Raw genomic sequence first — 24,421 nt, 5'->3', positions numbered from 1 at the left:
TGAAATACCGCCCTGTGCAGCGTCTCACCAGTGGGCACCACCCGGCGGTGCGCACCCTGATTCTTCCTGCCGGAGGCGGCCGAGGCGAACCCGGGGGCGGATCGGGGTGTCTTACCGCGATCCGGACAGTCGGCGGGGCTCGGCAGGCGCTCCGGCCCGGGACCCGGCTCCGGCCCCGCCCTTTGATTCGGCGTCGGCCTCGGTTCCGGGCCCGGCTGCGCGTCCGGGCTCGGCCAGCAGCGCGAAGACCGCGCCCTGGTTGTCGGCGACCACGGCAATACGCCCGTACGGCGTATCGAAGGGACCTGCTGTGACGCGGCCGCCGAGCTGCTGCACCGTGGCCACCGACGCGTCGCAGTCCTCGACATTGAAGTAGACGAGGAAATGGGCGGGCATCTCGGCCGGGAAGGCGTCGGTGATGACACTGCGCCCGCCGATCGCGGTCTCCGGCCCGGGCTCGGTGCCGCGGGGCGACCAGGTCCGGAACTCGATGCCCGCGTCCTCGACGTCCGACCCGATGAAGCCGAACACCTCCTCGTAGAAGGGATCGACCCGGTCCTTGTCGCGCGAGTACACCTCGGTCCAGCAGTACGCATTCGGCTCCCGCAGCTTCTCGAAGCCGCGGTGGGTGCCTGGCTGCCAGAACCCGAAGACGGCGCCCTCGGGGTCGGCGGCCAGCGCCATGGTGCCGAACGGCCGGACCTTGATCGGGGCCAGGACGGAGCCCTCGGGATCGGCGGCCGGCGCCGTCGAGCCGAACGGCCGGACCTCCATCGGGCCCATCACCACCTGGCCACCCGCGCTCGTGATCCTGGCGCTGAGCGCGGCCGCGTCCGGGGTGGCGAAGTACACCTCCCAGACGGTGGGCATCCGGCCGTCCGGCTTCGGGGCGAGCGCGGCGACCTTCTTCCCGTCGCTGTACGCCTGCGTGTAGGAGCCGTACTCCTCGCCCCCGCCCTCGTCGAAGGTCCAGCCGAAGAGCTCTCCGTAGAAGCGCCTCCCCGCCCCGAGATCCGCGAGCGAGGCGTCCACCCAGCAGGGTGTGCCCTCCGCAAAGTCAGCCATGACGCCGGATCCTTTCCGCGTGGCGGGTGCTCTGTGGTACCCGCCACACTCAGTCAACGGGCACTTTTCGCGCCGCGGGCGCGAGAATAATCGCACATATGGCCACCAAAGGGACGGATCGACTCGCGGTTGTCGAGTTGTCCACTGAAGTTGTCCACAGGCTGTTGATAACACTATTCAGGGAGACACTGAGGCCGGGTGGGGCGGCCGGGGCGGGCACCCGTCCGCCGAGAGCGGTAACCCCATTTGCAGTCGGCCGAATCGCGCTCGGATCACCCCTCGGTAAGCTGACGGCATGACAGGACAAGTACGCACCGTCGACGGCCGCGTGGCCGGACGACGCGGCCAGGCGACGCGGCAGAAGCTGCTCGACTGCCTCAGCGAGATGCTCAGCTCCTCGCCATACCGGGACGTCAAGGTGATCGACGTCGCGCGCAAGGCGGGGACCTCGCCCGCGACCTTCTACCAGTACTTCCCCGACGTCGAGGGTGCCGTCCTGGAGATCGCCGAGCAAATGGCCGCGGAGGGCGCCCAGTTGACGGAACTCGTCGCGGGCCGTTCCTGGATCGGCAAGGCCGGCTGGCAGACCGCCCAGGACCTGGTCGAAGGCTTCCTCGACTTCTGGCGCAGGCACGACGCGATCCTCCGCGTCGTCGACCTCGGGGCGGCGGAGGGCGACAAGCGGTTCTACAAGATCCGCATGAAGATCCTCAACTCCGTCAACAACTCCCTGACGGACGCGGTCAAGGACCTTCAGTCCAAGGGCAAGGTCGACAAGGACCTCAGCCCGGCAGCCATGGCCGGTTCCCTGGTCGCCATGCTCGCGGCGGTCGCCTCGCACCAGAAGGGTTTCCAGGCCTGGGGCGTAAAGCAGGCCGAACTCAAGCCCAACCTGGCCCTGTTGGTCCACCTTGGCATCACCGGCAAGAAGCCGGCGAAGTAGGAGCCGCCCGGCACCGACTTCATGACGTGGGGCATCGTGTGCGTCCCGATCCTGTCTGCTTTGCTCGTCTGTTGTTTCTTGGTTGTTCACTGTTTGACCGGCTGCTGACTCGCCTCATTACTCGCCTGGTTTCCCGCCTGCTTCCCGCCTACTTCCTGTCGGCTTCCTGTCTACGGTGCCGTTCGCGCGGTGCGGGACGGCCCGCCCCGGTCAGCGACGGTGCAGGCGGAAGAGCCGGATTTCGCGTTCCACCCTCGCCTGGTACGTCGCGTACGGCGGCCAGAACCCCAGCACCGCCTGCCAGGCGGCGGCCCGCTCCTGCCCCGCCAGCAGGACGGCCCGGACCGGAATGGTCCTGCCCTTCCAACTGACTTCGGCGTCGGGGTTCTTGAGCAGATTCGCCGTCCAGGCGGGATGACCCGGGCGGCCGAAGTTGGACCCGATCAGAACCCAGCTGCCGGACTCCTCCGGCATACAGGCCAACGGTGTGGTCCGCGGCTGCCCGCTCTTCGCGCCCCGCGCGGTAAGGATCAACCCGGGCAGCATCTGGGCGCTCAGGATCACCTTCCCCCGGGTGAGGCGGTGGACCGCTCGGTCCATGGCCGGGATGAAGTGCGGGGCGACCTTCGCGAACGTACGGGTCGAGGAGACCCTCTGGATCAGGCGTGCCCCGGGCGCCATCAGACCGCCACCTCCTCTCGCGGGGAGGGTGCGAAAAGGCCCGCCTGAAGGGCCGCGTGCGCCCGCAGCCGGTGGACCGGGCCGAACAGGAGCTCGTCCGCCGCCGCCCGCTTGAAATACAGATGCGCCTCGTGTTCCCAGGTGAAGCCGATGCCGCCGTGCAGCTGGATCGCCTCGGCGGCAGTGGCACGCAGTGCCTCCAGAGCCTGGGCCAGGGCCAGGCCACCGGCCTGCGCCGGGTCCCAGGCGGCGTAGTACGCTGCCGAGCGCGCCGCCTGGAGCTGTACGTACAGGTCGGCGAGCCGGTGCTTCACCGCCTGGAAGGACCCGATGGGCCGCCCGAACTGCTCACGGGCCCGGACGTACTCGACCGTCCGCTCCAGGGCGGCCGACGCGGCGCCGACCGCCTCGGCGGCCAGCACGGCGGCGGCGGCGCGGCCGACGGCGGCAAGAGCACCGGGCACGTCGGAGTCCTCGCCGGAGACGGCGGCCCTGGACGCGGCGGCGCGTGCGCCGGTCGAGCTCACGCCGTCGGCCGGCTGTGCAGCGGCTCCCGCGCCCGGAGCCTCCGCACCGAGCAACTCGGCCTCGGTGTCGCGGAGTTCGATGCCGGCTTGCGATCGGGTCTCGTCCAGTGCGGTCTGCCGGGTACGGACGAGCCCCGCGGCCTCCGCGCGGACGAGGAAGAGCAGCGTCCGGCTACGGGCGAACCCGCCCGTGTGCGCGGCGACCACCAGGACCCCGGCACTGTGCCCGTCGAGGACCTGCCCGGCCTCTCCGTACAGCCGCCAGCCGCCTTCGGTACGGCGCGCCTGGACGCCGCCGGCCCGGCCGCCGCCGGCCCACTCACCGTCCGTGTTGTTCCCGGTGAGCGCGAGCGCCGCCGAGAGGCCGCCGCCCGGCACGGCAAGGGCCGCGGTCAGTGCACCCGACGCGATGCGCGGCAGCAGGTCGGCGCACTGCGCCTCCGTACCGAGCGCGACGATCAGCGGCGCGGAGAGCACGGCGGTGGCGAGCAGCGGGGACGGCAGCAGTGCCCGCCCGGTTTCCTCGCAGGCGAGCGCGAACTCGGCCGGCCCGCAGCCGACTCCCCCGTACGCCTCGGGGAGCGCGAGCCCCGGCAGTCCCAGTTGTCGAGCGAGCTGCTGCCAGAGCTGCCGGTCGTACCCGGCGGCGGTCCGGACCGCCGCCTTGACCTCCTCGGGACCACAGCGTTTGCCCAGCAGTTCGTGCAGGGTCCGGCGGATCTCGTCCTGCTCCGCGGTGAAGGTGGCGTCCATCGGCGGGCTCCTCCCTGATCTGACGGTGCGTCATGTTAGGGCGGTGCCGCTGAGATGCACAGAGCCGCGACGGGTCCTCGCGGAGCGGTCACGCCAGGGATCACCTTCCGGATCGCATGGGGCGCCCGATCCGGTCCGACGCAGAAGGCGCGCCCTGGCAGACCTGCCCGGGAGTCGCCGCCGTCGCCTTCGGTAGATCCCCGGCAGGGGTGGGGCGGCAGGGCGAGCAGAACTGATGTAGCGTCAGATGTATGCCTTCAGCCAGCCGCAGAGTCGCCGTTGTCGGTATATCCCTCTCGGACAGCGGAAGGGTCGACGAGGCCACTCCGTACGCCCTGCACGCTCAGGCCGCCCGTCGTGCGCTCGCGGATTCGGGCCTCGACCGCTCGGTGGTCGACGGGCTCGCCTCGGCGGGCCTCGGGACACTGGCCCCGATCGAGGTGGCCGAGTATCTGGGGCTCCGGCCCACCTGGGTGGACTCGACCGCCGTGGGCGGTTCGACCTGGGAGGTGATGGCCGCGCACGCGGCCGACGCGATCGCGGCGGGGCACGCCAACGCCGTACTGCTGGTGTACGGATCGACGGCCCGCGCCGACATCAGGGCGAGGCGGCGCACGTCGAACCTGTCCTTCGGGGCCCGGGGACCGCTGCAGTTCGAGGTCCCGTACGGGCACACGCTGATCGCGAAGTACGCGATGGCGGCGCGCCGCCACATGCACGAGTACGGCACGACGCTGGAGCAGCTCGCCTCGGTGGCTGTCCAGGCACGGGCGAACGCGGCGACGAACCCGGCCGCGATGTTCCGGGAGCCGGTGACGGTGGACGAGGTGCTGTCCGGCCCGGTGATCGCGGATCCCTTCACCAAGCTGCACTGCTGCATCCGGTCGGACGGAGGCTGTGCGGTGCTGATGGCGGCGGAGGAGTACGTCGCCGATGCGGCGAAGGAGCCGGTGTGGATCCTGGGCTCGGGCACATCCGTCTCCCACACGACCATGTCGGAGTGGGAGGACTTCACGGTCTCACCGGCGGCGGTCTCGGGGCGGCTGGCCTTTGAGCGGGCGGGGGTGCGGCCGGCGGAGGTGGATGTGGCGGAGATCTATGACGCGTTCACCTATATGACGCTGGTGACGCTGGAGGATCTGGGCTTCTGCGAGAAGGGCGAGGGGGGAGCCTTCGTGGAGAAGGGGCGCCTGCTGCGGGACGGCGGACTCCCGGTGAACACGGACGGCGGCGGCCTGTCGGCCTGCCACCCCGGCATGCGGGGGCTGTTCCTGCTGGTGGAGGCGGTACGGCAACTGCGCGGCGAGGCGGGCGAGGGCCAGGTCCGCAAGCAGGACGGCCGTCTGCCGGAGCTGGCGGTGGCCTCGGGGACGGGCGGCTGGTTCTGCTCCTCCGGGACGGTGGTACTGGCACGAGGCTGACGAGCCGGAGTGGGGAGCGGGGGCACCCACGGGGGGGTCGGTCGTTCGGGGTGACCCGGGGCCCCCCTGCACGGCATGCCGCGGCGCCGCGTGGTGTGGAATGGGCGCATGAGCGACGATGACGCAAAGCAGCAGGCCGCCGCCTTCCGGGACGCGCTCCACTCCCTTCGCGTGTGGGACACCGAACTGCCGCACTTCGACCCGGCCACCGCGCCCGGTGAGCCGTTGGCCCTCTTTCACCAGTGGTTCACGCATGCCGTGGCAGCCGGGCAGAACGAGCCGCACACCATGTCGCTCGCGACTGTGGACCCCGACGGCCGCCCCGACGTACGGACTCTGATGCTGCACGACGCGGACGAGCGCGGCTGGCACTTCGCCTCGCACGCGACCAGCGCCAAGGGGCGCCAGCTGGCCGCTCATCCGCATGCCGCGCTCGGCTTCTACTGGCCCGCCGTCGGCCGTCAGGTACGACTGCGCGGCCGGGTCACCGCTACCGGGCCGGACGAGAGCCGGGCAGATCTGCGGGCCCGCTCGACGGGCGCGCTCGCTGCCGCCCTCACCGGACGACAGAGCGATGTACTCGACTCGTACGAGGAGTTGGCTCGGGAATCCACGGCTGCCTGGGCGCAGGCGGAGGCCGACCCGGACGCGCTCGCGCCCACCTGGACCCGGTACGTACTCGCCCCGGACGAGGCCGAGTTCTTCCAGGGCGACGAACGGCGGCGACACGTGCGACTCCGTTACCGGCGCGACGGCGACGACTGGGCCCGCGAGCTGCTCTGGCCGTGACGGGCGGCTCGGACCGCGCCGACCCGTGACCTCGGTCGCCGGCGCAGTGCATTCGTCGGCGGCGTTCCGCATGAGGAGCGGTAGGCACACCGAACGCAGCCGCCCTCTCGCGCGGCAGCTGAGCCGTCAGCCCGGGCAGGGCCTGAACACCGGGACCGCGACTTCGACAACCCCGTCCGAACTTGCCTCATGGCGGAAGGCGACCGTCAGTGCCAGGCCGATACGGAGGTCCTCCGTCACGCAGTCAACGATTTCGCTCATCATCCGGGGGCCCTCGGCGAGGTCGACGACGGCGGCGACGTACGGGACGCGGCTGCCGAACGGGGGCAGGTCGTTCCGGTGGACCACCGACCAGGTGTAGAGCGTGGCCCGGCCACTCGCCGGCTCCCACACCACGTCCTCGCCCCAGCAGTGCGGGCAGAACTCGCGCGGGTAGTGGTGCACCCGGCCGCAGGCCTTGCAACGGCGGAGCAGCAGCCGGCCCTGCGCCGCCGCTTCCCAGTAGGGGCGCGTGAAGGCGTCGGGCTCGGGACGGTCGAAGCGGGCTGCGGCGGCACCGGGGGGCGCCGTCACCGCGTACTCACCGCCGCAGCCGCGCTCCCCGCCACCCTCACAGGAACAGTCCCGTCGCGCTGTCGAGCGACCACGTCTGCCAGCTCATCGCGAACAGCGCGACGAGCGAGATGAGCGCCATCATGGCGTTCTGCCCCTGCTCGGCCCAGTCGTGGATCATCAGGACCAGGTAGAGCAGGTTGAGCAACAGGCCACCCACCAGCGCCACCGGGGTCAGAAAACCAGTGACCAGGCCCAGTCCCAGAACCAATTCGGCGTAGACGACGATGTACGCCATCGCCTTGGGGCGGGGTTCGACGATTTTGCGGAAACCGGTCCGCACGAACGGCCACCGGTGCTTGCCGGCAACATCCGCCGCCCAGGCGATCCCCGTACCGCGCTCGAACCAGCCCTTCTTGTCCTTGTGGCGCCAGCTCTCCAGCCACCACAGGCCGAGGCCGATCCGGAGCACGGCGAGCCACTCCGCGCCGCCGAGCCAGATGGTCTGCATCAGGCACCCCTCCCACTTCCTGACGGTACGTCAGTTCAGCGGATGAGCGGCCGGTCGCGCAAGAGGTGCGCACATGGGTGCGCACGGGGTGCGGAAGATGCGGGCAAGAGGCCTGAGGGCTCAGCCCCAGAGCTCGGGCCCTGGACCGTGCCGCCCTCCCAGGCATGGAGCGCACACCGTGATCAATTCGCAACCGATTCAGGTCTTGACCGAGACCCATCAACAGAGAGTGCGATTACGCTCACGCATCATGGCCGAAACCACCCATGACAGACCCGTGTACGTCATCGGCGGCGGGCCCGGCGGCCTCGCCGCCGCTGCCGCGTTGCGCGAGCGAGGCGTACGCGCTGTCGTACTCGAGAAGTCCGACGGCGTCGGCGCCTCCTGGCGGCGCCACTACGACCGGCTGCACCTGCACACCACGCGTCGGCTCTCGGCACTTCCCGGCCTGGCCATGCCGCGGTCGTTCGGACGATGGGTCGCCCGGAACGATGTCGTCCGGTATCTGGAGAACTACGCCGAGCACCACGAGCTCGAGATCGTCACCGGTGTCGAGGTGTCCCGTGTCGAGCGGGCGCCCGACGGCGCCGGCTGGCTGCTGCGCGCGACAGGCGGCCGCGAGCTCACCGGGCGCGCGGTCGTGGTCGCCACCGGCCACAACCACACCCCGCGACTGCCCGAGTGGGCCGGCCGCGAGACGTACACCGGGGATCTGCTGCACGCCTCGGAGTACCGCAACGCCCTCCCTTACGCCGGCAAGGACGTCCTCGTCGTCGGCATCGGAAACACGGGCGCGGAGATCGCCGTCGACCTCGTCGAGGGTGGCGCCGCGCGGGTACGGCTGGCCGTACGCACCGTTCCCCACATCGTGCGGCGTTCCACGGCCGGCTGGCCCGCCCAGCGCACCGGCATCCTGGTGCGCCGGCTGCCCACTCGGCTGGTGGACCGGGCCGGGCGGCTGGTGGGCCGGATCTCGGTCCCCGATCTCTCCGCCCACGGTCTGCCGCGGCCCGACACCGGCCTCTACTCCCGGGTGAAGGACGGCGCGATCCCGGTCCAGGACGTCGGCCTGATCGACGCGGTGCGCAAGGGCCGAGTCGAGCCGGTCGCCACCGTCGCCTCCTTCGACGGCGGGAAGGTCGCCCTCACGGACGGCTCGCACCTGTCCCCCGACGCGGTCATCGCGGCCACCGGGTACGAGCGGGCGCTCGAGGGGCTGGTCGGCCACCTCGGCGTGCTGGACGGGCGCGGCCGGCCGGTCGTGCACGGCGCGCGAACGTCCGCCGGGGCCCCCGGCCTGTACTTCACCGGATTCACGAATCCGATCAGCGGGATGTTCCGCGAAATGGCCCTCGACGCGGTCCGGATCGCCAAGGCCGTGGACAAGAGCCGCGACCACGCAGCACGGTAGTCCCCGCGCCCCCGGTCCCCGCTACGCCTCCACCCGCAGCAGCAGCTTGCCGGTGCTGGTGCGGCTGTCCATCAGCCGGTGCGCCTCGGACGCATCGGCGAGCGCGAACTCGGCCGTCACCGGGATGCTCACTTGCCCGGGGCCCGGCTCGGGGGTCTCGGCCTCGACCACCCCGAGGACCTCCGGACCGCCGTACTCCTCGAACTCAACCGCACGCATGGCATGCACCCCTCAACAAGTGTTCAACGAAAGCCGAACACCTAAAGCGTATGATTCCCATCGAACACCTGGCAAGGGGATTGAGGAACATGACAGAGCGCAGCAGTCACCGCGCCGCACCGGTGCACACCCATCCCAGGGACGTACCTCTTCAGACCGCACTCGCCGCGCTTGCCGACCCGGTACGGCTCCAGCTTGTACGCGAGTTGGCCGGCGCCGCCGAATGGGCGCGCGGCTGCGGCAGCTTCGATGTACCGGTCGGCAAGGCCGCGCTCAGCCACCACTTCTCGGTGCTGCGCACCGCAGGTCTGGTCGAGCAGCGCGACGAGGGCGCGAGGCGGCTCAACCGGCTGAGGCGCAAGGAGTTCGACGACAGATTCCCGGGACTGCTCGACCTGGTCCTGCGCGAGGAACGACAGCGACTCGCCGAGGACCACCCGGTCCCCGTGCGTCGCCAATAGATGAACAGAGTCGTTTAGTTGGGCACCCAGCTGCCCGAAGACGCGTTTGACCAGGTGCAGAGAGCATCTGATCATCAGGGTCCCAGCGATATGGGCTCTCGCAGCGGTGCCGCAGGGGCCGTCACATCCCCTGGGGCAGCTTCACCTCCCGCGCCGGCTCGGTGGCGGCGCCAGGCACTGCCGCATGCGCGACTGGAGGGCCTCTGGAGTTTTCGTTGCAGGCCTGTTCCTGACGTGCCGTCAATTAAGTAATCTGACTGTGCGTCAGTTATTGCGAGTCATCGAGCAGGAGCGGGCGGAACGATGCTTGGATCTACTCACGGCACCCTCACCACCGACTTCCGCGCACGTGTCGAGGCCTGCGGGGAACACCCTCGCACCGCCGTCCACTCCACCGCCACACTGGTGGACGGCGGCTTGGACGTCAGCGGTCGCCCGCTGTACGCCGCCGTACCCGACCTCGATCGGTTCTTCCGGCCCCGGTCCCTGGCCGTCGTCGGCGCCTCCGACGCCGAAGGCAGGCCCAATACCGGCATCACCCGGCAGCTCATCGATTGGGCCGAACGCGTCGGCGCCCGCCTGCACCCCGTGCATCCCACCCGTACCTCTGTGTTCGGGCTCCCCTGCTCCCCTTCGGTGGCGGACCTGCCGGAGCAGGTCGACCTGGCCGTACTGCTGGTCGGCGATCCCCTTCCGGTCATCGGGGAACTGGCAGCGACCAAGGTGAAGTTCGCGGTGGTCTTCGCCTCCGGCTTCGCCGAGACCGGTGAGGCGGGAGCCGCCGCGCAGGCCCGGCTCACCGCCGCAGTGGAGCGGTCGGGGATGCGGCTGCTGGGACCCAACACCAACCTCAACGCCTTCGAGAAGTTCCGCGACGACCTCGACGGCCCGGCCATCGCGCTGATCACCCAGTCCGGCCATCAGGGTCGTCCCGTCTACACCCTCCAGGAACTGGGGATCCGCCTCTCCCACTGGGCCCCGACGGGCAACGAGGCCGACCTGGAAGCCTCGGACTTCATCTCGTACTTCGCGGAGCAGCCGGACGTCGGGGCCATCGCCGCGTACGTGGAGGGCCTGAAGGACGGTCGCGCGTTCCTGCTCGCCGCCGACCGTGCCGCGCGCAACGGCGTGCCGGTGGTCGCGGTCAAGGTCGGCCGCACCGAGACCGGCGCCCGGACGGCCGCCTCGCACACCGGCAAGCTCACCGGTGCGGACACGGTGGTGGACGCGGCCATGCGGCAGTTCGGCGTGATCCGGGTCGACGGCCTCGACGAACTGCAGGACACCGCGGCGCTGTTGGCCCGGGCGAGGAAGCCGCTGGCCGACGGGGTCGTCGTCTACTCGATCTCGGGCGGCACGGGCGCGCACTTCTCGGACCTGGCGACGGAGGTCGGGCTGCGACTGCCCACTCTGCCGGACGCCAAGCAGGCCGAGCTGCACCAGTGGATACCCGGGTACCTGAACGTCGCCAACCCCGTCGACAACGGGGGGCACCCGGTCGGCGACTGGCGCGGCCGGAAGATCATCGACGCCATCCTGGCGGACCCGTCGGTGGGCGTCCTCATCTGTCCGATCACGGGGCCCTTCCCCCCGATGAGCGACAAGCTCGCACAGGACCTGGTGGATGCGGCCGAGACGACGGACAAGCTGATCTGTGTGGTGTGGGGCTCGCCCGTCGGCACGGAGGCCGCCTACCGAACCACTCTGCTCGGCTCGTCGCGGGTCGCCACCTTCCGGACCTTCGGGAACTGCATCACCGCCGTGCGCGCCTACTTCGACCACCACCGCTTCACAGCCGGCTACCGCTCCCCGTTCGACGACGCCCCTCGCACGCCGTCGCCCTCATTCCGCAAGGCGCAGGCCCTGGTGCAACCGGGCCGGCAGCTGAGCGAGCACGCGGCGAAGCTGCTCCTCCGGGCGTACGGCATCCGCGTACCCCGCGAGCAGCTGGTGACCAGCGCTGCGGCGGCCGTCCGGGCGGCGGGGCTCGTCGGCTATCCGGTCGTCATGAAGGCGTCGGGGCCTCAGCTCGGGCACAAGACCGAACTCGGCCTGGTCAAGATCGGTCTCACCTCCGCCAGCCAGGTCCGCGACGCGTACCGCGAGCTGACGGACATCGCGCGGCACGAGAACATCCCGCTGGACGGGATCCTCGTCTGCCAGATGGTCGAGCGGGGCGTCGAGATGGTCGTGGGAGTGACCCGGGACCCGCTCTTCGGTCCCACGGTCACGGTCGGCCTGGGTGGTGTCCTCGTCGAGGTCCTGCACGACACGGCGGTCCGCGTCCCGCCGTTCGGCGAGGCCCAGGCGCGCGCCATGCTCGGCGAACTACGCGGTCACGCCCTGCTGGAGGGGGTCAGGGGAGCGCCTCCCGCGGATGTCGACGCGCTGGTCGAAGTCGTCCTGCGGGTACAGCGGATGGCACTGGAGCTGGGCGACGACCTGTCGGAGTTCGACATCAACCCGTTGGTGGTGCTGCCTCGGGGCCAGGGCGCGGTGGCACTCGACGCGCTGGCGGTATGCCGGTGAGAACCGGCACCCCGCGCAGCCCTCTCCCTCCACCCGTACTCGCTCGCCGGCCCGACCTCGCCGGCCGCGGCGTCGGCGACCGGGCAAGAGTCCGGTACCGCCCTGCCCACCCGCTTCCCGCCCCGGAAATGGAGCCTCCCATGACCGACTCGCCCCAGGGATCCGTGGACTCTCTGGTACTGCACGCCACCGACAACGGCGTCTCGTGGATCACCCTCAACCGCCCCGAGCTGATGAACGCCGTCACCGGGGACCAGCGGGAACGCGTCATCTCCCTTCTGGCCGAGGCCTCCGCCAACCCGGCCGTCCGGGCAGTCGTCGTCACGGCCACCGGCAAGGGCTTCTGCGCCGGTGCGGACCTGCGCGGCGCCCCCGGCGCAGCGGACCGGGTGGCCGGGGATGTCGCCCGGATGATCCGGCGCGGGGCGCAGCGGCTCATCAGCGCGGTCCTCGACTGCGAGAAGCCGGTGATCGCCGCCGTCAACGGCACCGCGGCCGGCATCGGCGCGCATCTCGCGCTCGCGTGTGATCTCGTGCTGGCCGCGGAATCGGCGCAGTTCGTCGAGGTGTTCGCACGCAGAGGACTCGTGCCGGACGGCGGCGGGGCCTATCTGCTCCCCCGTCTGATCGGTCCGCAGCGCGCCAAGGAGCTGATGTTCTTCGGCGACCCACTGCCTGCGGCAGAGGCGGCCCGCCTCGGACTGGTCAACCGGGTGGTGCCCGCCGGGGAGTTGACGGCGACGGCGCGCGCCTGGGCCGAGCGGCTGGCCCAGGGCCCCACGCGCGCCCTAGCCCTGACCAAGCAGTTGGTGAACGCCTCACTGGATACCGACCGGGCCACGGCGTTCGCGGCGGAGGCCATGGCCCAGGAGATCAACATGGCCACGTCCGACGCGAACGAGGGCGTGACGAGCTTCGTCGAGCGCCGGACACCCAAGTACCGGGGTCTCTGACCCGCAAGTGCCGGGGTCTCTGACCCGCAAGTGCCGGGGTCTCTGACCCGCAAGTGCCGGGCCCTCCGGCCCCCGAGTACCAGCACTCCTAACCGGGTCGTGGCGCCACGGCGATCTCGGCCCACACCTGTTTGCCGCCACCGAGCGGGACCGAGCCCCAGGACGCCGAGACCGCCTCGACGATAAGGATCCCGCGGCCGCCGGTCGCCTCCCAGTCCACAATCGCCGGCTTGACCGGCGTACGAGGCGACGCGTCGTGCACGGCGATCCGCAGACGTTCCTCGCCCAGTGTCAGGTCCAGCCGCACCTCGCCCTGCGTGTGCGCGACGGCGTTGGTGACCAGCTCCGAGACCACCAGCAGCACCACGTCCAGCTCCTCCACCACGCTCCACGCGCGCAGGGTCCGGGCGGTGAAGCGACGGGCGTGCATCACGGCCTCGGGGAGCCGCCACACGGACCAGCTGGCCCGGATCGGCCGTTCGAGCGTCGCGTCGTAGCGCAGGAGCAGTACCGCCACATCGTCGTCACGCCGGTTCGCGCTGCCGAAGAGCAGTTCGTCGGCGACCCTCCCGACATCGGCAGGGTCGGCCGCGCCGAGGACCGCGCAGACGCGGCGCATGCCCTCATCCATGGGGAGATCCGCCGACTCGACCAGGCCGTCCGTCAGCAGGGCGAGAAGGGTGCCGGGGAGCAAGGCTGCGTCGGTCATGGGGTATTCGGCGTCCGCGACCACCCCCAGCGGGGGGCCGCCCTGGATCTCCAATGCCTCCGTACGGCCGTCGGGGTGGCGCAGCAACGGCGGCGGATGTCCTGCCCGGACGACCCAGGCGACTCCCTCCTCCATGTCCAGGTCCACGTAGCAACAGGTGGCGAAGAGGTCGGTCTCCATACCGACGAGCAGACGGTTGGCGTGGGTGATCACCACGTCGGGCGGGTGCCCCTCCACCGCGTAGGCCCTGATGGCCGTGCGCATCTGGCCCATGATGGTGGCGGCTCCGGCACTGTGCCCCTGCACGTCGCCGATGACGAGCGCCACATGGCGATCGCGGAGCGGGATCACGTCGTACCAGTCGCCGCCCACTTCGAGCCCCGCCGTCGCGGGCAGATACCGGGCGACGGCCACCCCTCCCGGCAGCACCGGCAGCTTCCGGGGCAGCAGACTGCGCTGCAGCATCCTGGCGAGCTCGTGCCGGGCGTCCAGGGCATGGGCGCGCATCAGGGCCTGCCCCACCAGGGCCGCGGTCGCGGTCAGCAGCGACCGCTCCTCCGGTCCGAACCGGTGCTCGCGGTCCCACCCCACCAGGCACACCCCGACCGCCCGTCCGTCGGCCGGAAGCGGCAGAACGGCGAGACCACCGGGGCCGATGCCCGCGAGACCCGGTTCGAGGCCGAAGGCGGCGCCCGGCGGCCACAGGCTCACATGGCCCTCCCGCAGTGCGCTCTCCAGGGTGGGCAGGGCGTGGCACGAGGTGTCGGGCCATTCGGACCGCCATTCGGACCGCCACAGGTCTGGCCAGGCGTCCGGCTCCGGCGGGTCCAGCACGGTGACGACGAGCCGGTCGGCCTCCAGCTCGGCGACGGCCACCCGACTGGCGTCCAGCGGGCCGCGCAGGGCCGCGACCGCCACCCGGCTGACATCCCGGATCGTCGTGGCGCCGGCCAGCGTGGTGGACAGGCGCTGCACCATGGACACCTCGTCGGCGCTGGGGCGCAGATAGGAGGCGTCGGCGACCACCCCCAGCATGCGCTCCGGCCTGCCGTCGGCATCCAGGAGGACGCGGCAGCGCAGGCCCAGCCAGCGCAACTCGCCGTTGGGCCGACGGATACGGAACGCCAGCTGCTGGTCGGCGGAGGACAGACGGCCCGGCTCCACGACCGACATCAGCGCCGGTACGTCGTCCGGAACGGCACACTCGAGCAGGGTCTCGACCCGTCCGTCGAAGTGCTCCGGATCGATGCCGAGCAACGCCAGCACCTGCGCGTCCGCCTCCATGCCTCCGGTGTTGAGCAGCAGAGTGAAGGCGCCGCTGCGGAGGGGAACCAGGCCGGGGGCAAGGTGCGGTCGCGCCTCCGTACGACCGGTGACGCGCACCGCGGCCGCTTCGAGGCTCGCGGCCACCTGGTCGGCGTAGAGCTCCAGAAAGCTGCGGCTGTCGGCGTCGAAGCCCTCTGCGGACTCGCCCACGACAACCAGGCAGCCCAGTTTCCTGGCGTCTCCCCCCAGCGGCAGCGCGCCCAGCGAGACGTTGGCCGGCCACGTCCCGCCGGCATTGCGGACAAGCGTGTCCGCGACGGTGTGGGAGCCTTTTGCGTGCTGAGCCGCCAGTTCCGCCGGGCTCAGCCATACGGGTCGGCCGGTACGGAAAGCCTCGGCCACAGGAGAGTGGCCGGACAGGACGAAGTGCGACGGCAGTCCGTACGAGCCGCCGGTGCCACCGACCACCTCGGCCAGATGAACGGTGCCGCTCCCTTCGTCCACCGTGTAGACAGCTGCCAGCTCAGCCCCGCAGAATGCAAAGATTTGCCTGGTCAAAGCCCGCACCGGCTCGGCTCTCCGATCACCTGGACAACTCGTCGTCCGCCGCTCCCTCCACTCCATGTTGCGTCGTCGCGGGTAGTGGGAGCGAGTCGGAGACCGGCGATTCCGTTCTGGTGGCGTGGGCGCGGGCCGTGCGGGTTACGTGGGCGGGGTGCCGCGGGTGCCGCCGGAGTTGGCTCACCAGTACGTCGACGCACTGCGGTACATCGACGCGAGCGGCAGGCTGCGCGAGACGATGCCACCGCTCGGCCTCCTCGCCGACCGCGTCAAGGGACTGACCGCCGACGCGTTCGCCCCGGCCGGTGACGGCGTACGGGACCACTCGATCCAGCGGTACATCGCGGCGCTGGACAAGAACATCACCTGACAGCCGGGGTTCCAATCTGACGGTCAGTCAGCTTCAATGGGCCGTGTGATGGGACACGCAGGGATGGCGGCAACCGTCGTCCGATACCTCAGGTCCGTGGGCGCCGGCACCGTGGCGGAGCCCGTCGAAGCGCTGCCACGCCCGGACCTGCGGCCAGTCGGCGACGACGAGCGGCTTCCGGTCGATCCCGTCGAGTTCCGGCGTGTCCTGGGCAGCTTCGCCAGCGGCGTCACCGTCGTGACGGCCCCGGCGGCCGACGGCGAGCCGAGACCGGCCGGCTTCGCCTGCCAGTCCTTCGCCTCCCTCTCTCTCGACCCACCCCTGGTGACGTTCATGGTCGCCCGCACGTCGACGACCTGGCCGCGCATCGCCCGCGCCGGGGTCTTCTGTGTCAACATCCTCGGCGCGGACCAGGGCGAGCTGTGCCGCGGATTCGCGGTCAGCGGCGCTGACAAGTTCGCCGGCGTGGCATACCGGCCGTCCCCTGTCACGGGGTCGCCCCGGCTCGACGGCGTACCGGCATGGATCGACTGCTCCATCCACGCCGTCCACACCGGGGGCGACCACCTGATCGTGGTCGGCCGGGTCGCGGCACTGGGCGCGGCGGACGAGGGAGAGGGCCCGGGCAGCGGTGAGCCGCTGCTGTTCCACCGCGGCAGGTTCGGCCGGTTCGTACGCTGAACCGGCAGGCCGCCCCGGGAAGACGCGTCGCCGTGGCACTACGCCGCGGCAGGCGCCACGGCCGTCCTGACCGGCGGCCGCCGGCGGATGACCAGAGCCATCAGCGCGGCCGCCGCGCACAGCGCGCCCGAGGCGTACCAGACCACGTCGTACGAGCCGAATACGTCACGGGCCACTCCGCCCGCGAAGGCGACCACTGCCGCGCCCACCTGGTGGGAGGCGAGGACCCAGCCGAACACGATGGCGCTGTCCTCGCCGTAGTGCTCGCGGCACAGGGCGATCGTGGGCGGGACCGTGGCGACCCAGTCCAGGCCATAGAAGACGATGAAGAAGATCATCGGCGGGTGGACCGACGGGGCGAGCAGCATCGGCAGGAACAGCAGCGAGATGCCGCGCAGCGCGTAGTAGACGGCGAGCAGCCGGCGGGCCTCGACGCGGTCCGTGAACCAGCCGGATGCGATCGTGCCGACGACATCGAAGACGCCGATCACCGCCAGCAGGGACGCGGCCGCGGTGATCGGCATGCCGTGATCGTGGGCCGCCGGTACGAAGTGGGTCTTGACCAAGCCGTTCGTCGACGCGCCACAGATCGCGAAGGTGCCGGCCAGCAGCCAGAAGGGGCCGGTGCGGGCGGCCGAGAACAGGACCCTGACGGCTCGGCGGGCCGCGCCCGGCACCGGCGCGGGCTTGGGCGTGACCTCCTCGGCCCCGTACGCGGGCAGCCCCACGTCCGCCGGGTGGTCCCGCAGCAGCAGCCAGACGAACGGAACGACGGCCAGCGCGGCGAGCGCGACCGTGACCGCGGCGGGCCGCCAGCCGTGGTTCTCGACGAGCCAGGAGAGCAGGGGCAGGAAGACGAGCTGGCCGGAGGCCCCGGCCGCGGTCAGGATTCCGGTGACCAGGCCACGCCGGGCCACGAACCAGCGGTTGGTGACCGTCGCCGCGAAGGCGAGCGCCATGGAGCCGCTGCCGAGGCCGACGAGGACGCCCCAGAAGAGGACCAGCTGCCAGGCCTCGGTCATGAAGACCGTCAGGCCGGAACCGGCTGCTATGACGGTGAGGGCGACGGCGACGACGCGGCGGATACCGAAGCGGTCCATCAGCGCCGCGGCGAACGGGGCGGTGATGCCGTACAGCGCGAGGTTGACCGAGATGGCGAAACCGACCGTGCCGCGCGACCAGTCGAACTCCTCGTGCAGCGGTTCGATCAGCAAGCCGGGCAGGGATGCAAAGGCGGCGGCGCCGATGATCGTCACAAAGCTGACCGCCGCGACGAACCAGGCACGGTGAATCCGCATCGGGCGCCGGGCCGGCGGGGTCTGCTGGGCGGGAAGTCCGGTTGTCTGCGTCACGTCGACAGCATCCGGTCCGGAGATCATTCCGGGCGAGTGGCCCGGAAGACAGCATTCGATAGGATCGGGCCATGGTGAGAGAACTCGAGAAACCGCATCGCGTCGTGGTGCTCGCCCTGACCGGGCTGCTCCCGTTCGAAATCGGCATTCCGCACCGGATCTTCGGCCGCGCCAAGGACGCGGCCGGCCTGCCGCTGTACGAGATCGTCACCTGCTCGCTGCGGCCGGGGCAGGTGCGCACGGACGCCGACTTCTCCATCACCGTCGAGCACGGCCCCGAGGTGCTCGCCACCGCGGACACCGTCGTCGTACCCGCCTCCTACGAGCTCGGCCCCGTCCACACCGAGGGCCGGCTGACGGACGAGCTCGCCAGGGCTCTCGCGTACGTACGTCCAGGCACCCGCATGGTCTCCATCTGCACCGGCGGGTACGTCCTCGCCGCCGCCGGTTTCCTCGACGGCCGCCCCGCCACCACCCACTGGTCCTCCGCGGAACACTTCCAGCGGCTCTTCCCGTCAGTCCGGGTCGACGCCGACGTCCTTTTCATCGACGACGGCGACGTGCTCACCTCGGCGGGAGTCGCCGCAGGCATCGACCTGTGCCTGCACATCGTGCGGCGCGACCACGGCACGGCAGTCGCCAACGAGGTCGCGCGCCGGACGGTCGTACCGCCGCACCGGGACGGCGGCCAGGCGCAGTACATCCGGCGGCCCGTGCCCGAACCGCAGGTCGCGACCACGACATCGGCGCGGGCCTGGGCATTGGGCCGGCTGCACGAGCCGATCCAGCTGCGCGACATGGCCGGACAGGAATCGATGAGCGTACGGACGTTCACGCGCCGCTTCCGCGAGGAGGTAGGCGTAAGCCCCGGGCAGTGGCTGGTGCAGCAGCGCGTCGAACGGGCCCGGCATCTACTGGAGTCCAGCGACCTGTCGGTGGACCATGTGGCACGGAATGCGGGCTTCGGCACCGCCCAGTCGATGCGCCAGCACCTACAGGCCGCGCTCGGCGTCCCGCCGACCGTCTATCGGCGCACCTTCCGCGCCGCCTCCGGGGGGCGAGAGACCGGGAACTGACTCCTCCGGAGAGATTCCGGCACCTGGGTGGCCCTCCGGACCGGGCCGCCGGCGTTCCCCCAGCCAGCTGATCCCGGTGAGTACGAGCGTCAGGGCCACGCCCGCCAGGATCGCGGCGGACGGCGAGGCCACGCCGAGGACGGCGCCGGACAGTATCGCGCTCACCACGTAACCCCCGCCCGCCGCCGCGTACATGACGGAGAAACCGGCCGCCAGTGCACGGGCGGGCAGCACCTCGCGCAATGCGAGGCTGCGGGTGACCTGCACCCCTGACTGCAGCACTCCGGCGGCCAGCAGCGCCGCGGCGATTCCCGCGAGGGGCGGGACGACAGCGGCCAGCGCCAGACAGCCGGAGACCCCGAGCAGCAGGACCAGGCTCTGCGTCCGGATCCGGCCCGGCCAGCTGCGCAGCCCGTACACGAGCGCACCCCCCGCCGCCGCCACCGAGTACCCCGCGAGCAGCGGACCCGCCCAGCCGACCGCGAGGGAACGCTGCTCCAGCAGCGCGGGCAGGACGAGTTCGGCCAGGGCCAGCAGCGAAACCGCGGCCGCGCCCGATACGTACACCGGCCAGCCGGTGGCCAGGAGGCGGGCCACCGGGAGACCCTCGCCCGTGTCGTCACGGCCCGCCTTCCAGCCCGGGGGCAGCGCCCACAGACCCGCGGCGGCCACGGACACGAGGACGGCCGCCAGGAGGAGCGGTACGGACGGATCGGCGCCGAGCGCGAGACCGGTCGCCAGGGCGGGGGCCGCAGCCCAGATGCCGTACGTGAGCACCGACTCCGCGCTCACCGCCTGAGCAGCGGCCCCCTCGGGGACGAGCGCGAGCAGCATGGTCCGCAATCCGCCCGGGGATGCGGCGGGGGCCACGCCCGCCAGCACCGCGAAGGCGCCGAGGACGAGCGGGTGCACATACGGGAACACCCCCAGCGCGGCGAACGCCGCCCCGCCGACCAGCAGTCCGGCCGCCATGTGGGTGCGGGCCCGCCCGGGAGTGAGCCGGGGCCCCAGCAGCAGCGCCCCGGCCACCTCGCCGACGACATACGCGGCGGCGAGGGCGGCACCCAGGCCGTATCCACCGGGCCGCTCCCGGACCAGGAAGACGAGCGCGAGCGGCGCCATGGCGATGGGCGACCTGGCCGCGACCGTGACGAGGGACCAGGTCAGCGTGGGCCGGGTGGCGAGCTCGCGGTAGGACATGGAGCCGACGGTAGCCGGGCGCCCGGGGGTGGCCTCAACCGCAACCGCGAACTGGGCACAAAGGACGAGCACCGCGGACGGGTCATGCGGACGGGTCATGCGGACGGTACCGGCGCTTCAGAACGTCAGCACCCCCCGCGCCACCCGCCCGTGGTGCGCGTCGTCCGCCGCCTTCGCGAAGTCCTCCACCGGGTAGGTCTTCGTGACCAGTTCGTCGAGCAGCAGCCGGCCCTCCCGGTACAGCTCCGCGTACAGCGGGATGTCCCGCTGCGGGCGGGAGGATCCGTAACGGCACCCCAGGACGGACTTGTCCAGATACATCGACGAGACGAGGAACGACGCCTCCGCGGTTGCCGCCGGGACGCCGAGCAGAATCGCCTGCCCGTGGCGGTCCAGCAGGTCGATCGCCTGCCGGATCAGCCGCACGTTCCCGACGCACTCGAAGGCGTGGTCGGCCCCCGTCGGCAGGATCTCTCCGACCCTTTGGACCGATTCGAAGAAGTGCGTCGCGCCGAACTGCCGGGCCATCGCCTCTTTCGCCGGATTCGCGTCGACGGCGACGATCTTCAGGGCACCCGCGATCCGGGCGCCCTGAATGACGTTGAGGCCGATGCCGCCGGTGCCGATGACGACGACCGTGTCGCCGCGGTCGACTCGTGCGCGGTTCAGTACGGCGCCCACACCTGTCAGGACGCCGCAGCCGATCAGGGCCGCCGCCGTCAGCGGGATGTCCTCGGGGATCTTGACCGCCTGGACGGCCCTGACGATGGTGCGCTCGGCGAAGGCGGAGTTCGACGCGAACTGGAACAGCGGCTCGCCGCCCCGTGAGAACGGCCGGCCCGGCATCCCGATCGCCTTACAGCACATCGTCGGCCGCCCCCGGTCGCACTGCGCGCACGCCCCGCAGTTGGCCAGGGTGGACAGCGACACATGGTCGCCGGGCGTCACATGGGTGACTCCGGCGCCTACTTGCGCCACGACACCCGCGCCCTCGTGGCCGAGGACGACCGGCACCGGGAAGGGGATCGTACCGTCGACGACGGAGAGATCGCTGTGGCACAGCCCGGCCGCGGCCACCGCGACCATCACCTCGCCGGGTCCGGGGTCCCGTACTTCCAGGTCGTCGACCACCTGGGGCTGTTTGCCGTCGAAGACGATGCCTCTCATCCCGCCTCCTTGGGCTCTCGGGGAAGGCCGAGCACGCGCTCGGCGATGATGGTGCGCTGGATCTCGTCCGAACCCCCGTAGATCGTGTCGGCTCGGGTGAACAGGAAGAGCCATTGCTCCGCGTCGAGTTCGTAGGGGCGCTTCTCGGTCCAGTCGTACGGTCCGGCCGTGGCCGCCGCACCGCGCACCCGCACGGCGAGCTCACCCAGCCGCCGGTGCCAGCCGCCCCACAGCAGCTTGGCCACACTGGGGGCGCCCCGGTCGGCCGAACTGCCCAGAGTCCGCAGGGCGTTCCAGCGCATGACACGCAGCTCTGCCCACTGGCGCACGAGCTGGTCCCGCAGCACCGGATCGGCTGCCGCGCCCGTGTCCAGAGCGGTCCGCAGCACGCTGCGCAACTCCGCCGCGAACCCGATCTGCTGTACGAGGGTCGACACGCCGCGCTCCAGCGCGAGGAGCCCCATGGCGACGCTCCAGCCGTTGCCTTCGCCGCCGACGACATGTTCCGCCCGCGCCGTCGCGCCGTCGAAGAAGACCTCGTTGAATTCCGACGTCCCGGACATCTGACGGATGGGCCGGACCTCGATCCGCCCCGGCTGGTCCATCGGGACGAGGAGGAAGGACAACCCGTGGTGGCGCCGGGACCCGCGTGCGGTGCGCGCCAGCACGAAGCACCAGTCGGCGTCCTGGGCGAGCGACGTCCAGATCTTCTGCCCGCTGATCCGGTACGTGCCGCGCTCGCGCACCGCGGCGGTGCGGACGCCGGCGAGGTCCGAACCCGCGCCGGGCTCGCTGTACCCCTGGCACCAGAGTTCCTCGCCCCGGGCGATGCCGGGCAGGAAGCGGCGGCGCTGCGCCTCGTCGCCGTGGGCGATCAGCGTGGGCGCGAGCAGGTTCTCGCCGATGTGGCCGACGCGGCCCGGGGCTCTTACGCGCGCGTACTCCTCGGCCCAGACGACCTGCTGGGTGAGACCGGCGCGCCGGTGGCTGTAGCCCCCGCCTCCGTGCCCCGGCCCCTCGCTTCCGTACCCCGGCCCGCCGTTGCCGTACTCCGAAGGCTCGCCGTCGTCCCAGCCGATGCCGATCCAGCCGCCGGCGCCGAGTTCGCGCTCCCAGGCCCGGCGCGCGGCCACCCCCTCGTGCTCGCTGCCCGGCCCGCCCCTGCCCACGGCGGCGGCGAATTCGCCGGTCAGGTGTGCCGCGAGCCAGTCCCGCGCCTCGGCGCGAAAGGCCTCGTCCTGCGGTCCGAAGCTGAAGTCCACGGCGCCTCCGCTCAGTCATCCGCTCTCACGCGTGGGGACGGTCCTTCTTGGCCGCCGCGGCGGCCATGGCCTCCAGCTGGGCAAGCATGGGCATCGGATCCGTACCGACCGTGCCCGGGAGGAAGTCCGCGATCCGCTGCGGTGTCCAGGCCCCGTCGGTGTATCCGGCGCGCAGTTCGCGCGGCTGTGCCCACACGGCGATCTTGGGACCGGCGATCGTGTAGACCTGGCCGGTGATCTTCTCCTCCCGCGCCCGGTCGCTGAGCAGGTAGACGACGAGCGCCGCGACGTCCTCGGGTTCCCCGATCTCCTTCAGCTCCATGGGCACGTTGGCTGACATCCTGGTACGGGCCACCGGCGCGACGGCGTTGGCCGTCACCCCGTACTTGTGGAGGCCGAGTGCCGCGCTGCGGACCAGCGAGATGATCCCGCCTTTCGCCGCGCTGTAGTTGGCCTGGGCGACGCTCCCCTGGTGATTGCCACTGGTGAAGCCGATCAGGGTGCCGGTGCCCTGCTTGCGCATGACGGCGGAGGCGGCGCGGAAGACCGTGAACGTGCCCTTCAGGTGGGTGGCGACGACCGGGTCCCACTCCTCCTCGGACATGTTGAACAGCATGCGCTCGCGAAGGATCCCGGCGACGCAGACGACGCCGTCGATCCTCCCGTACCGCGCGAGGGCCGTGTCGACGATGCGTTGCCCGCCCGCCATCGTCGCGATGTCGTCGGCAACGGCGACCGCCTCTCCGCCAGCTGCCTCGATCTCCTTCACCACCGACTCGGCGACCTCGCCGGCCGGTTCGCCGCCCTCGATCGATACGCCGTAGTCGTTCACGACGACCCGGGCCCCCTCGGCCGCCGCGGCGATCGCGACCGCCCGTCCGATGCCCCGGCCCGCCCCGGTGACGGCTATGGCCTTGCCTGCCAAGAAGTTCCCCACGCCCGGCCCCTTCCCGCGGTTTCTGACGGACCGTTAGATTTTATCGGCCATCAGGAGTACCAGCACAAGCCCCCAGGAGGCGCCATGTCACTGCCGGCCGAGTTCCATGACATCGCCGAACGCGTGAACAACTGGGGTCGCTGGGGAGCCGACGACGAGATCGGCACACTCAACCTCATTACGGACCAGGTGGTCCGGGAGGCGGCCTCGGCCATCGTCACCGGCCGCCGGATCCCGCTGGCGCTGCCCCTCCACCAGGACGGGGTCCAGACGGGCATGATCCCGGGCCGGGTCAACCCGCTCCACTCCATGGTCCAGATCAACCAGGAACTGTTCGGTCCGGGCACGGTCGCGTGCAGCGACGACGCCGTGACGATGGGACTCCAGGCCGCCACCCACTGGGACGCCCTCACGCATGTCTCGCACTCGGGAAAGATCTACAACGGACGCCCCGCCGGCACCATCACCCCGCACACCCGGGCGCAGTTCAGCGGTATCGACAAGGCGGGGCACATCGTCTCCCGTGGCGTACTGCTGGACGTCGCACGGGCCAAGGGGGTGGACCGGCTGGCCGGGGACCACGCCGTGACCCCGGAGGATCTCGCGGCGGCGGAGGACCTGGCCGGAACCCCTGTACGGGCGGGCGACATCGTCCTCGTACGCACCGGGCAGATCCAGGTGTACCTGGCGGGCGACAAGCACGCGTACGGGTATCCGTCCCCCGGGCTGTCGGTCCGTACGCCCGAGTGGTTCCACGCGCGGGACGTCGCGGCCGTCGCCAACGACACCCTCACGTTCGAGATCTGCCCCCCGGAGATCGAGAATCTGTGGCTTCCGGTGCACGCGCTGGACCTGGTCGAGATGGGCATGCTCCAGGGCCAGAACTGGAATCTGGAAAAGTTGTCCACAGCCTGTGCAGAAGAGGGCCGCTACAGCTTCCTGCTGTCGGCGATGCCCGAGCCGTTCGTGGGCGGGGTGGGCACTCCGGTCGCGCCTGTCGCCGTGCTCTGAGCGGATTCGCGCAG

The 24,421-nt window shown here is 71.3% G+C and carries 22 protein-coding genes and 1 pseudogene; 11 read left to right on the top strand and 12 right to left on the bottom strand.

Annotation, left to right across the window (positions count from 1 at the left end; genetic code table 11):
• Positions 1-111: 111 nt before the first annotated feature.
• On the bottom strand, positions 112-1,065 hold the full coding sequence (locus tag AB0M62_RS01215; RefSeq protein WP_366071963.1) for a VOC family protein: 954 nt from the start codon (positions 1,063-1,065) through the stop codon (positions 112-114).
• A gap of 295 nt (positions 1,066-1,360) precedes the next feature.
• On the opposite strand from AB0M62_RS01215, the gene AB0M62_RS01210 reads away from it, so the two are divergent.
• Positions 1,361-2,008, top strand: a complete 648-nt coding sequence (locus AB0M62_RS01210; RefSeq protein ID WP_366071962.1) for a TetR family transcriptional regulator — start codon at positions 1,361-1,363, stop codon at positions 2,006-2,008.
• A gap of 210 nt (positions 2,009-2,218) precedes the next feature.
• Here the strand turns inward: AB0M62_RS01210 and AB0M62_RS01205 are convergent, their stop codons facing one another.
• Entirely contained in the window at positions 2,219-2,689 is a 471-nt protein-coding gene (locus tag AB0M62_RS01205) for a nitroreductase family deazaflavin-dependent oxidoreductase (protein ID WP_366071961.1), read from the bottom strand.
• On the bottom strand, positions 2,689-3,969 hold the full coding sequence (locus tag AB0M62_RS01200; protein WP_366071960.1) for an acyl-CoA dehydrogenase family protein: 1,281 nt from the start codon (positions 3,967-3,969) through the stop codon (positions 2,689-2,691). The genes AB0M62_RS01205 and AB0M62_RS01200 overlap by 1 nt, the downstream gene beginning before the upstream one ends.
• A 251-nt stretch (positions 3,970-4,220) precedes the next feature.
• On the opposite strand from AB0M62_RS01200, the gene AB0M62_RS01195 reads away from it, so the two are divergent.
• Both AB0M62_RS01195 and AB0M62_RS01190 read left to right on the top strand, forming a co-directional pair.
• Positions 4,221-5,390 (top strand): acetyl-CoA acetyltransferase, encoded by a 1,170-nt coding sequence (locus AB0M62_RS01195; RefSeq protein WP_366071959.1) that lies wholly within the window; start codon positions 4,221-4,223, stop codon positions 5,388-5,390.
• A 108-nt stretch (positions 5,391-5,498) separates the two neighbouring features.
• Entirely contained in the window at positions 5,499-6,179 is a 681-nt protein-coding gene (locus AB0M62_RS01190) for a pyridoxal 5'-phosphate synthase (protein ID WP_366071958.1), read from the top strand.
• Positions 6,180-6,305: 126 nt separating this feature from the next.
• Here the strand turns inward: AB0M62_RS01190 and AB0M62_RS01185 are convergent, their stop codons facing one another.
• Positions 6,306-6,752 (bottom strand): Zn-ribbon domain-containing OB-fold protein, encoded by a 447-nt coding sequence (locus AB0M62_RS01185; RefSeq protein WP_366071957.1) that lies wholly within the window; start codon positions 6,750-6,752, stop codon positions 6,306-6,308.
• Between the two features lie 37 nt (positions 6,753-6,789).
• A complete protein-coding gene (locus AB0M62_RS01180; RefSeq protein WP_366071956.1) occupies positions 6,790-7,242 on the bottom strand; it encodes a DoxX family protein in 453 nt (150 codons plus the stop codon).
• Positions 7,243-7,492: 250 nt separating this feature from the next.
• On the opposite strand from AB0M62_RS01180, the gene AB0M62_RS01175 reads away from it, so the two are divergent.
• Positions 7,493-8,653, top strand: a complete 1,161-nt coding sequence (locus tag AB0M62_RS01175) for an NAD(P)/FAD-dependent oxidoreductase (protein ID WP_366071955.1) — start codon at positions 7,493-7,495, stop codon at positions 8,651-8,653.
• 117 nt (positions 8,654-8,770) lie between these two features.
• Here AB0M62_RS01175 and AB0M62_RS01170 read toward each other — a convergent pair.
• Positions 8,771-8,872, bottom strand: a pseudogene (locus AB0M62_RS01170) (quinone oxidoreductase); the annotation flags it as partial.
• Between the two features lie 89 nt (positions 8,873-8,961).
• Here AB0M62_RS01170 and AB0M62_RS01165 point away from each other — a divergent pair.
• The 3 genes from AB0M62_RS01165 (at position 8,962) to AB0M62_RS01155 (ending at position 12,815) form a co-directional block, all read left to right on the top strand.
• Positions 8,962-9,333, top strand: a complete 372-nt coding sequence (locus AB0M62_RS01165) for a helix-turn-helix transcriptional regulator (RefSeq protein ID WP_366071954.1) — start codon at positions 8,962-8,964, stop codon at positions 9,331-9,333.
• Positions 9,334-9,636: 303 nt separating this feature from the next.
• The gene (locus AB0M62_RS01160) at positions 9,637-11,862 is read left to right on the top strand and encodes an acetate--CoA ligase family protein (RefSeq protein WP_366071953.1); all 2,226 of its coding nucleotides are present in this window, start codon (positions 9,637-9,639) and stop codon (positions 11,860-11,862) included.
• Positions 11,863-12,002: 140 nt separating this feature from the next.
• Positions 12,003-12,815 (top strand): enoyl-CoA hydratase-related protein, encoded by an 813-nt coding sequence (locus AB0M62_RS01155; RefSeq protein WP_366071952.1) that lies wholly within the window; start codon positions 12,003-12,005, stop codon positions 12,813-12,815.
• An 88-nt stretch (positions 12,816-12,903) separates the two neighbouring features.
• On the opposite strand, the gene AB0M62_RS01150 is transcribed toward AB0M62_RS01155, so the two are convergent.
• Positions 12,904-15,348: a SpoIIE family protein phosphatase gene (locus tag AB0M62_RS01150; RefSeq protein ID WP_366071951.1), complete on the bottom strand. Its 2,445-nt coding sequence runs from the start codon at positions 15,346-15,348 to the stop codon at positions 12,904-12,906.
• A 124-nt stretch (positions 15,349-15,472) separates the two neighbouring features.
• Between AB0M62_RS01150 and AB0M62_RS01145 the strand changes: the two genes are divergently transcribed.
• Complete coding sequence (locus AB0M62_RS01145; RefSeq protein ID WP_366071950.1) at positions 15,473-15,721, top strand: hypothetical protein; 249 nt, start codon at positions 15,473-15,475, stop codon at positions 15,719-15,721.
• A 63-nt stretch (positions 15,722-15,784) separates the two neighbouring features.
• Positions 15,785-16,402 (top strand): flavin reductase family protein, encoded by a 618-nt coding sequence (locus AB0M62_RS01140; RefSeq protein WP_366072236.1) that lies wholly within the window; start codon positions 15,785-15,787, stop codon positions 16,400-16,402.
• A 38-nt stretch (positions 16,403-16,440) separates the two neighbouring features.
• Here AB0M62_RS01140 and AB0M62_RS01135 read toward each other — a convergent pair whose 3' ends face one another.
• Entirely contained in the window at positions 16,441-17,700 is a 1,260-nt protein-coding gene (locus tag AB0M62_RS01135) for an MFS transporter (RefSeq protein ID WP_366072235.1), read from the bottom strand.
• A 125-nt stretch (positions 17,701-17,825) separates the two neighbouring features.
• Between AB0M62_RS01135 and AB0M62_RS01130 the strand changes: the two genes are divergently transcribed.
• Positions 17,826-18,830 (top strand): helix-turn-helix domain-containing protein, encoded by a 1,005-nt coding sequence (locus tag AB0M62_RS01130; protein WP_366071949.1) that lies wholly within the window; start codon positions 17,826-17,828, stop codon positions 18,828-18,830.
• Here AB0M62_RS01130 and AB0M62_RS01125 read toward each other — a convergent pair.
• From AB0M62_RS01125 to AB0M62_RS01110, 4 genes are all read right to left on the bottom strand, one after another.
• Positions 18,747-20,030 carry an MFS transporter gene (locus AB0M62_RS01125; RefSeq protein ID WP_366071948.1) on the bottom strand — a complete coding sequence of 428 codons (1,284 nt, stop codon included), beginning with the start codon at positions 20,028-20,030 and terminating at the stop codon, positions 18,747-18,749. The two genes, AB0M62_RS01130 and AB0M62_RS01125, sit on opposite strands and share 84 nt — an antisense overlap.
• Positions 20,031-20,147: 117 nt before the next feature.
• Complete coding sequence (locus tag AB0M62_RS01120; protein WP_366071947.1) at positions 20,148-21,197, bottom strand: Zn-dependent alcohol dehydrogenase; 1,050 nt, start codon at positions 21,195-21,197, stop codon at positions 20,148-20,150.
• On the bottom strand, positions 21,194-22,459 hold the full coding sequence (locus AB0M62_RS01115) for an acyl-CoA dehydrogenase family protein (protein ID WP_366071946.1): 1,266 nt from the start codon (positions 22,457-22,459) through the stop codon (positions 21,194-21,196). The genes AB0M62_RS01120 and AB0M62_RS01115 overlap by 4 nt, the downstream gene beginning before the upstream one ends.
• Positions 22,460-22,484: 25 nt before the next feature.
• Positions 22,485-23,396 (bottom strand): SDR family oxidoreductase, encoded by a 912-nt coding sequence (locus tag AB0M62_RS01110; protein ID WP_366071945.1) that lies wholly within the window; start codon positions 23,394-23,396, stop codon positions 22,485-22,487.
• Between the two features lie 84 nt (positions 23,397-23,480).
• Between AB0M62_RS01110 and AB0M62_RS01105 the strand changes: the two genes are divergently transcribed.
• Positions 23,481-24,407, top strand: a complete 927-nt coding sequence (locus tag AB0M62_RS01105; protein WP_366071944.1) for a cyclase family protein — start codon at positions 23,481-23,483, stop codon at positions 24,405-24,407.
• Positions 24,408-24,421 lie beyond the last annotated feature (14 nt).

It is taken from the genome of Streptomyces sp. NPDC051219 (assembly GCF_040682335.1).
In the GTDB taxonomy this organism is placed as follows: domain Bacteria; phylum Actinomycetota; class Actinomycetes; order Streptomycetales; family Streptomycetaceae; genus Streptomyces.
The sequence above is the reverse complement of the archived record's forward strand: the minus strand, read 5'-3'. Positions and strand labels throughout refer to the sequence as shown.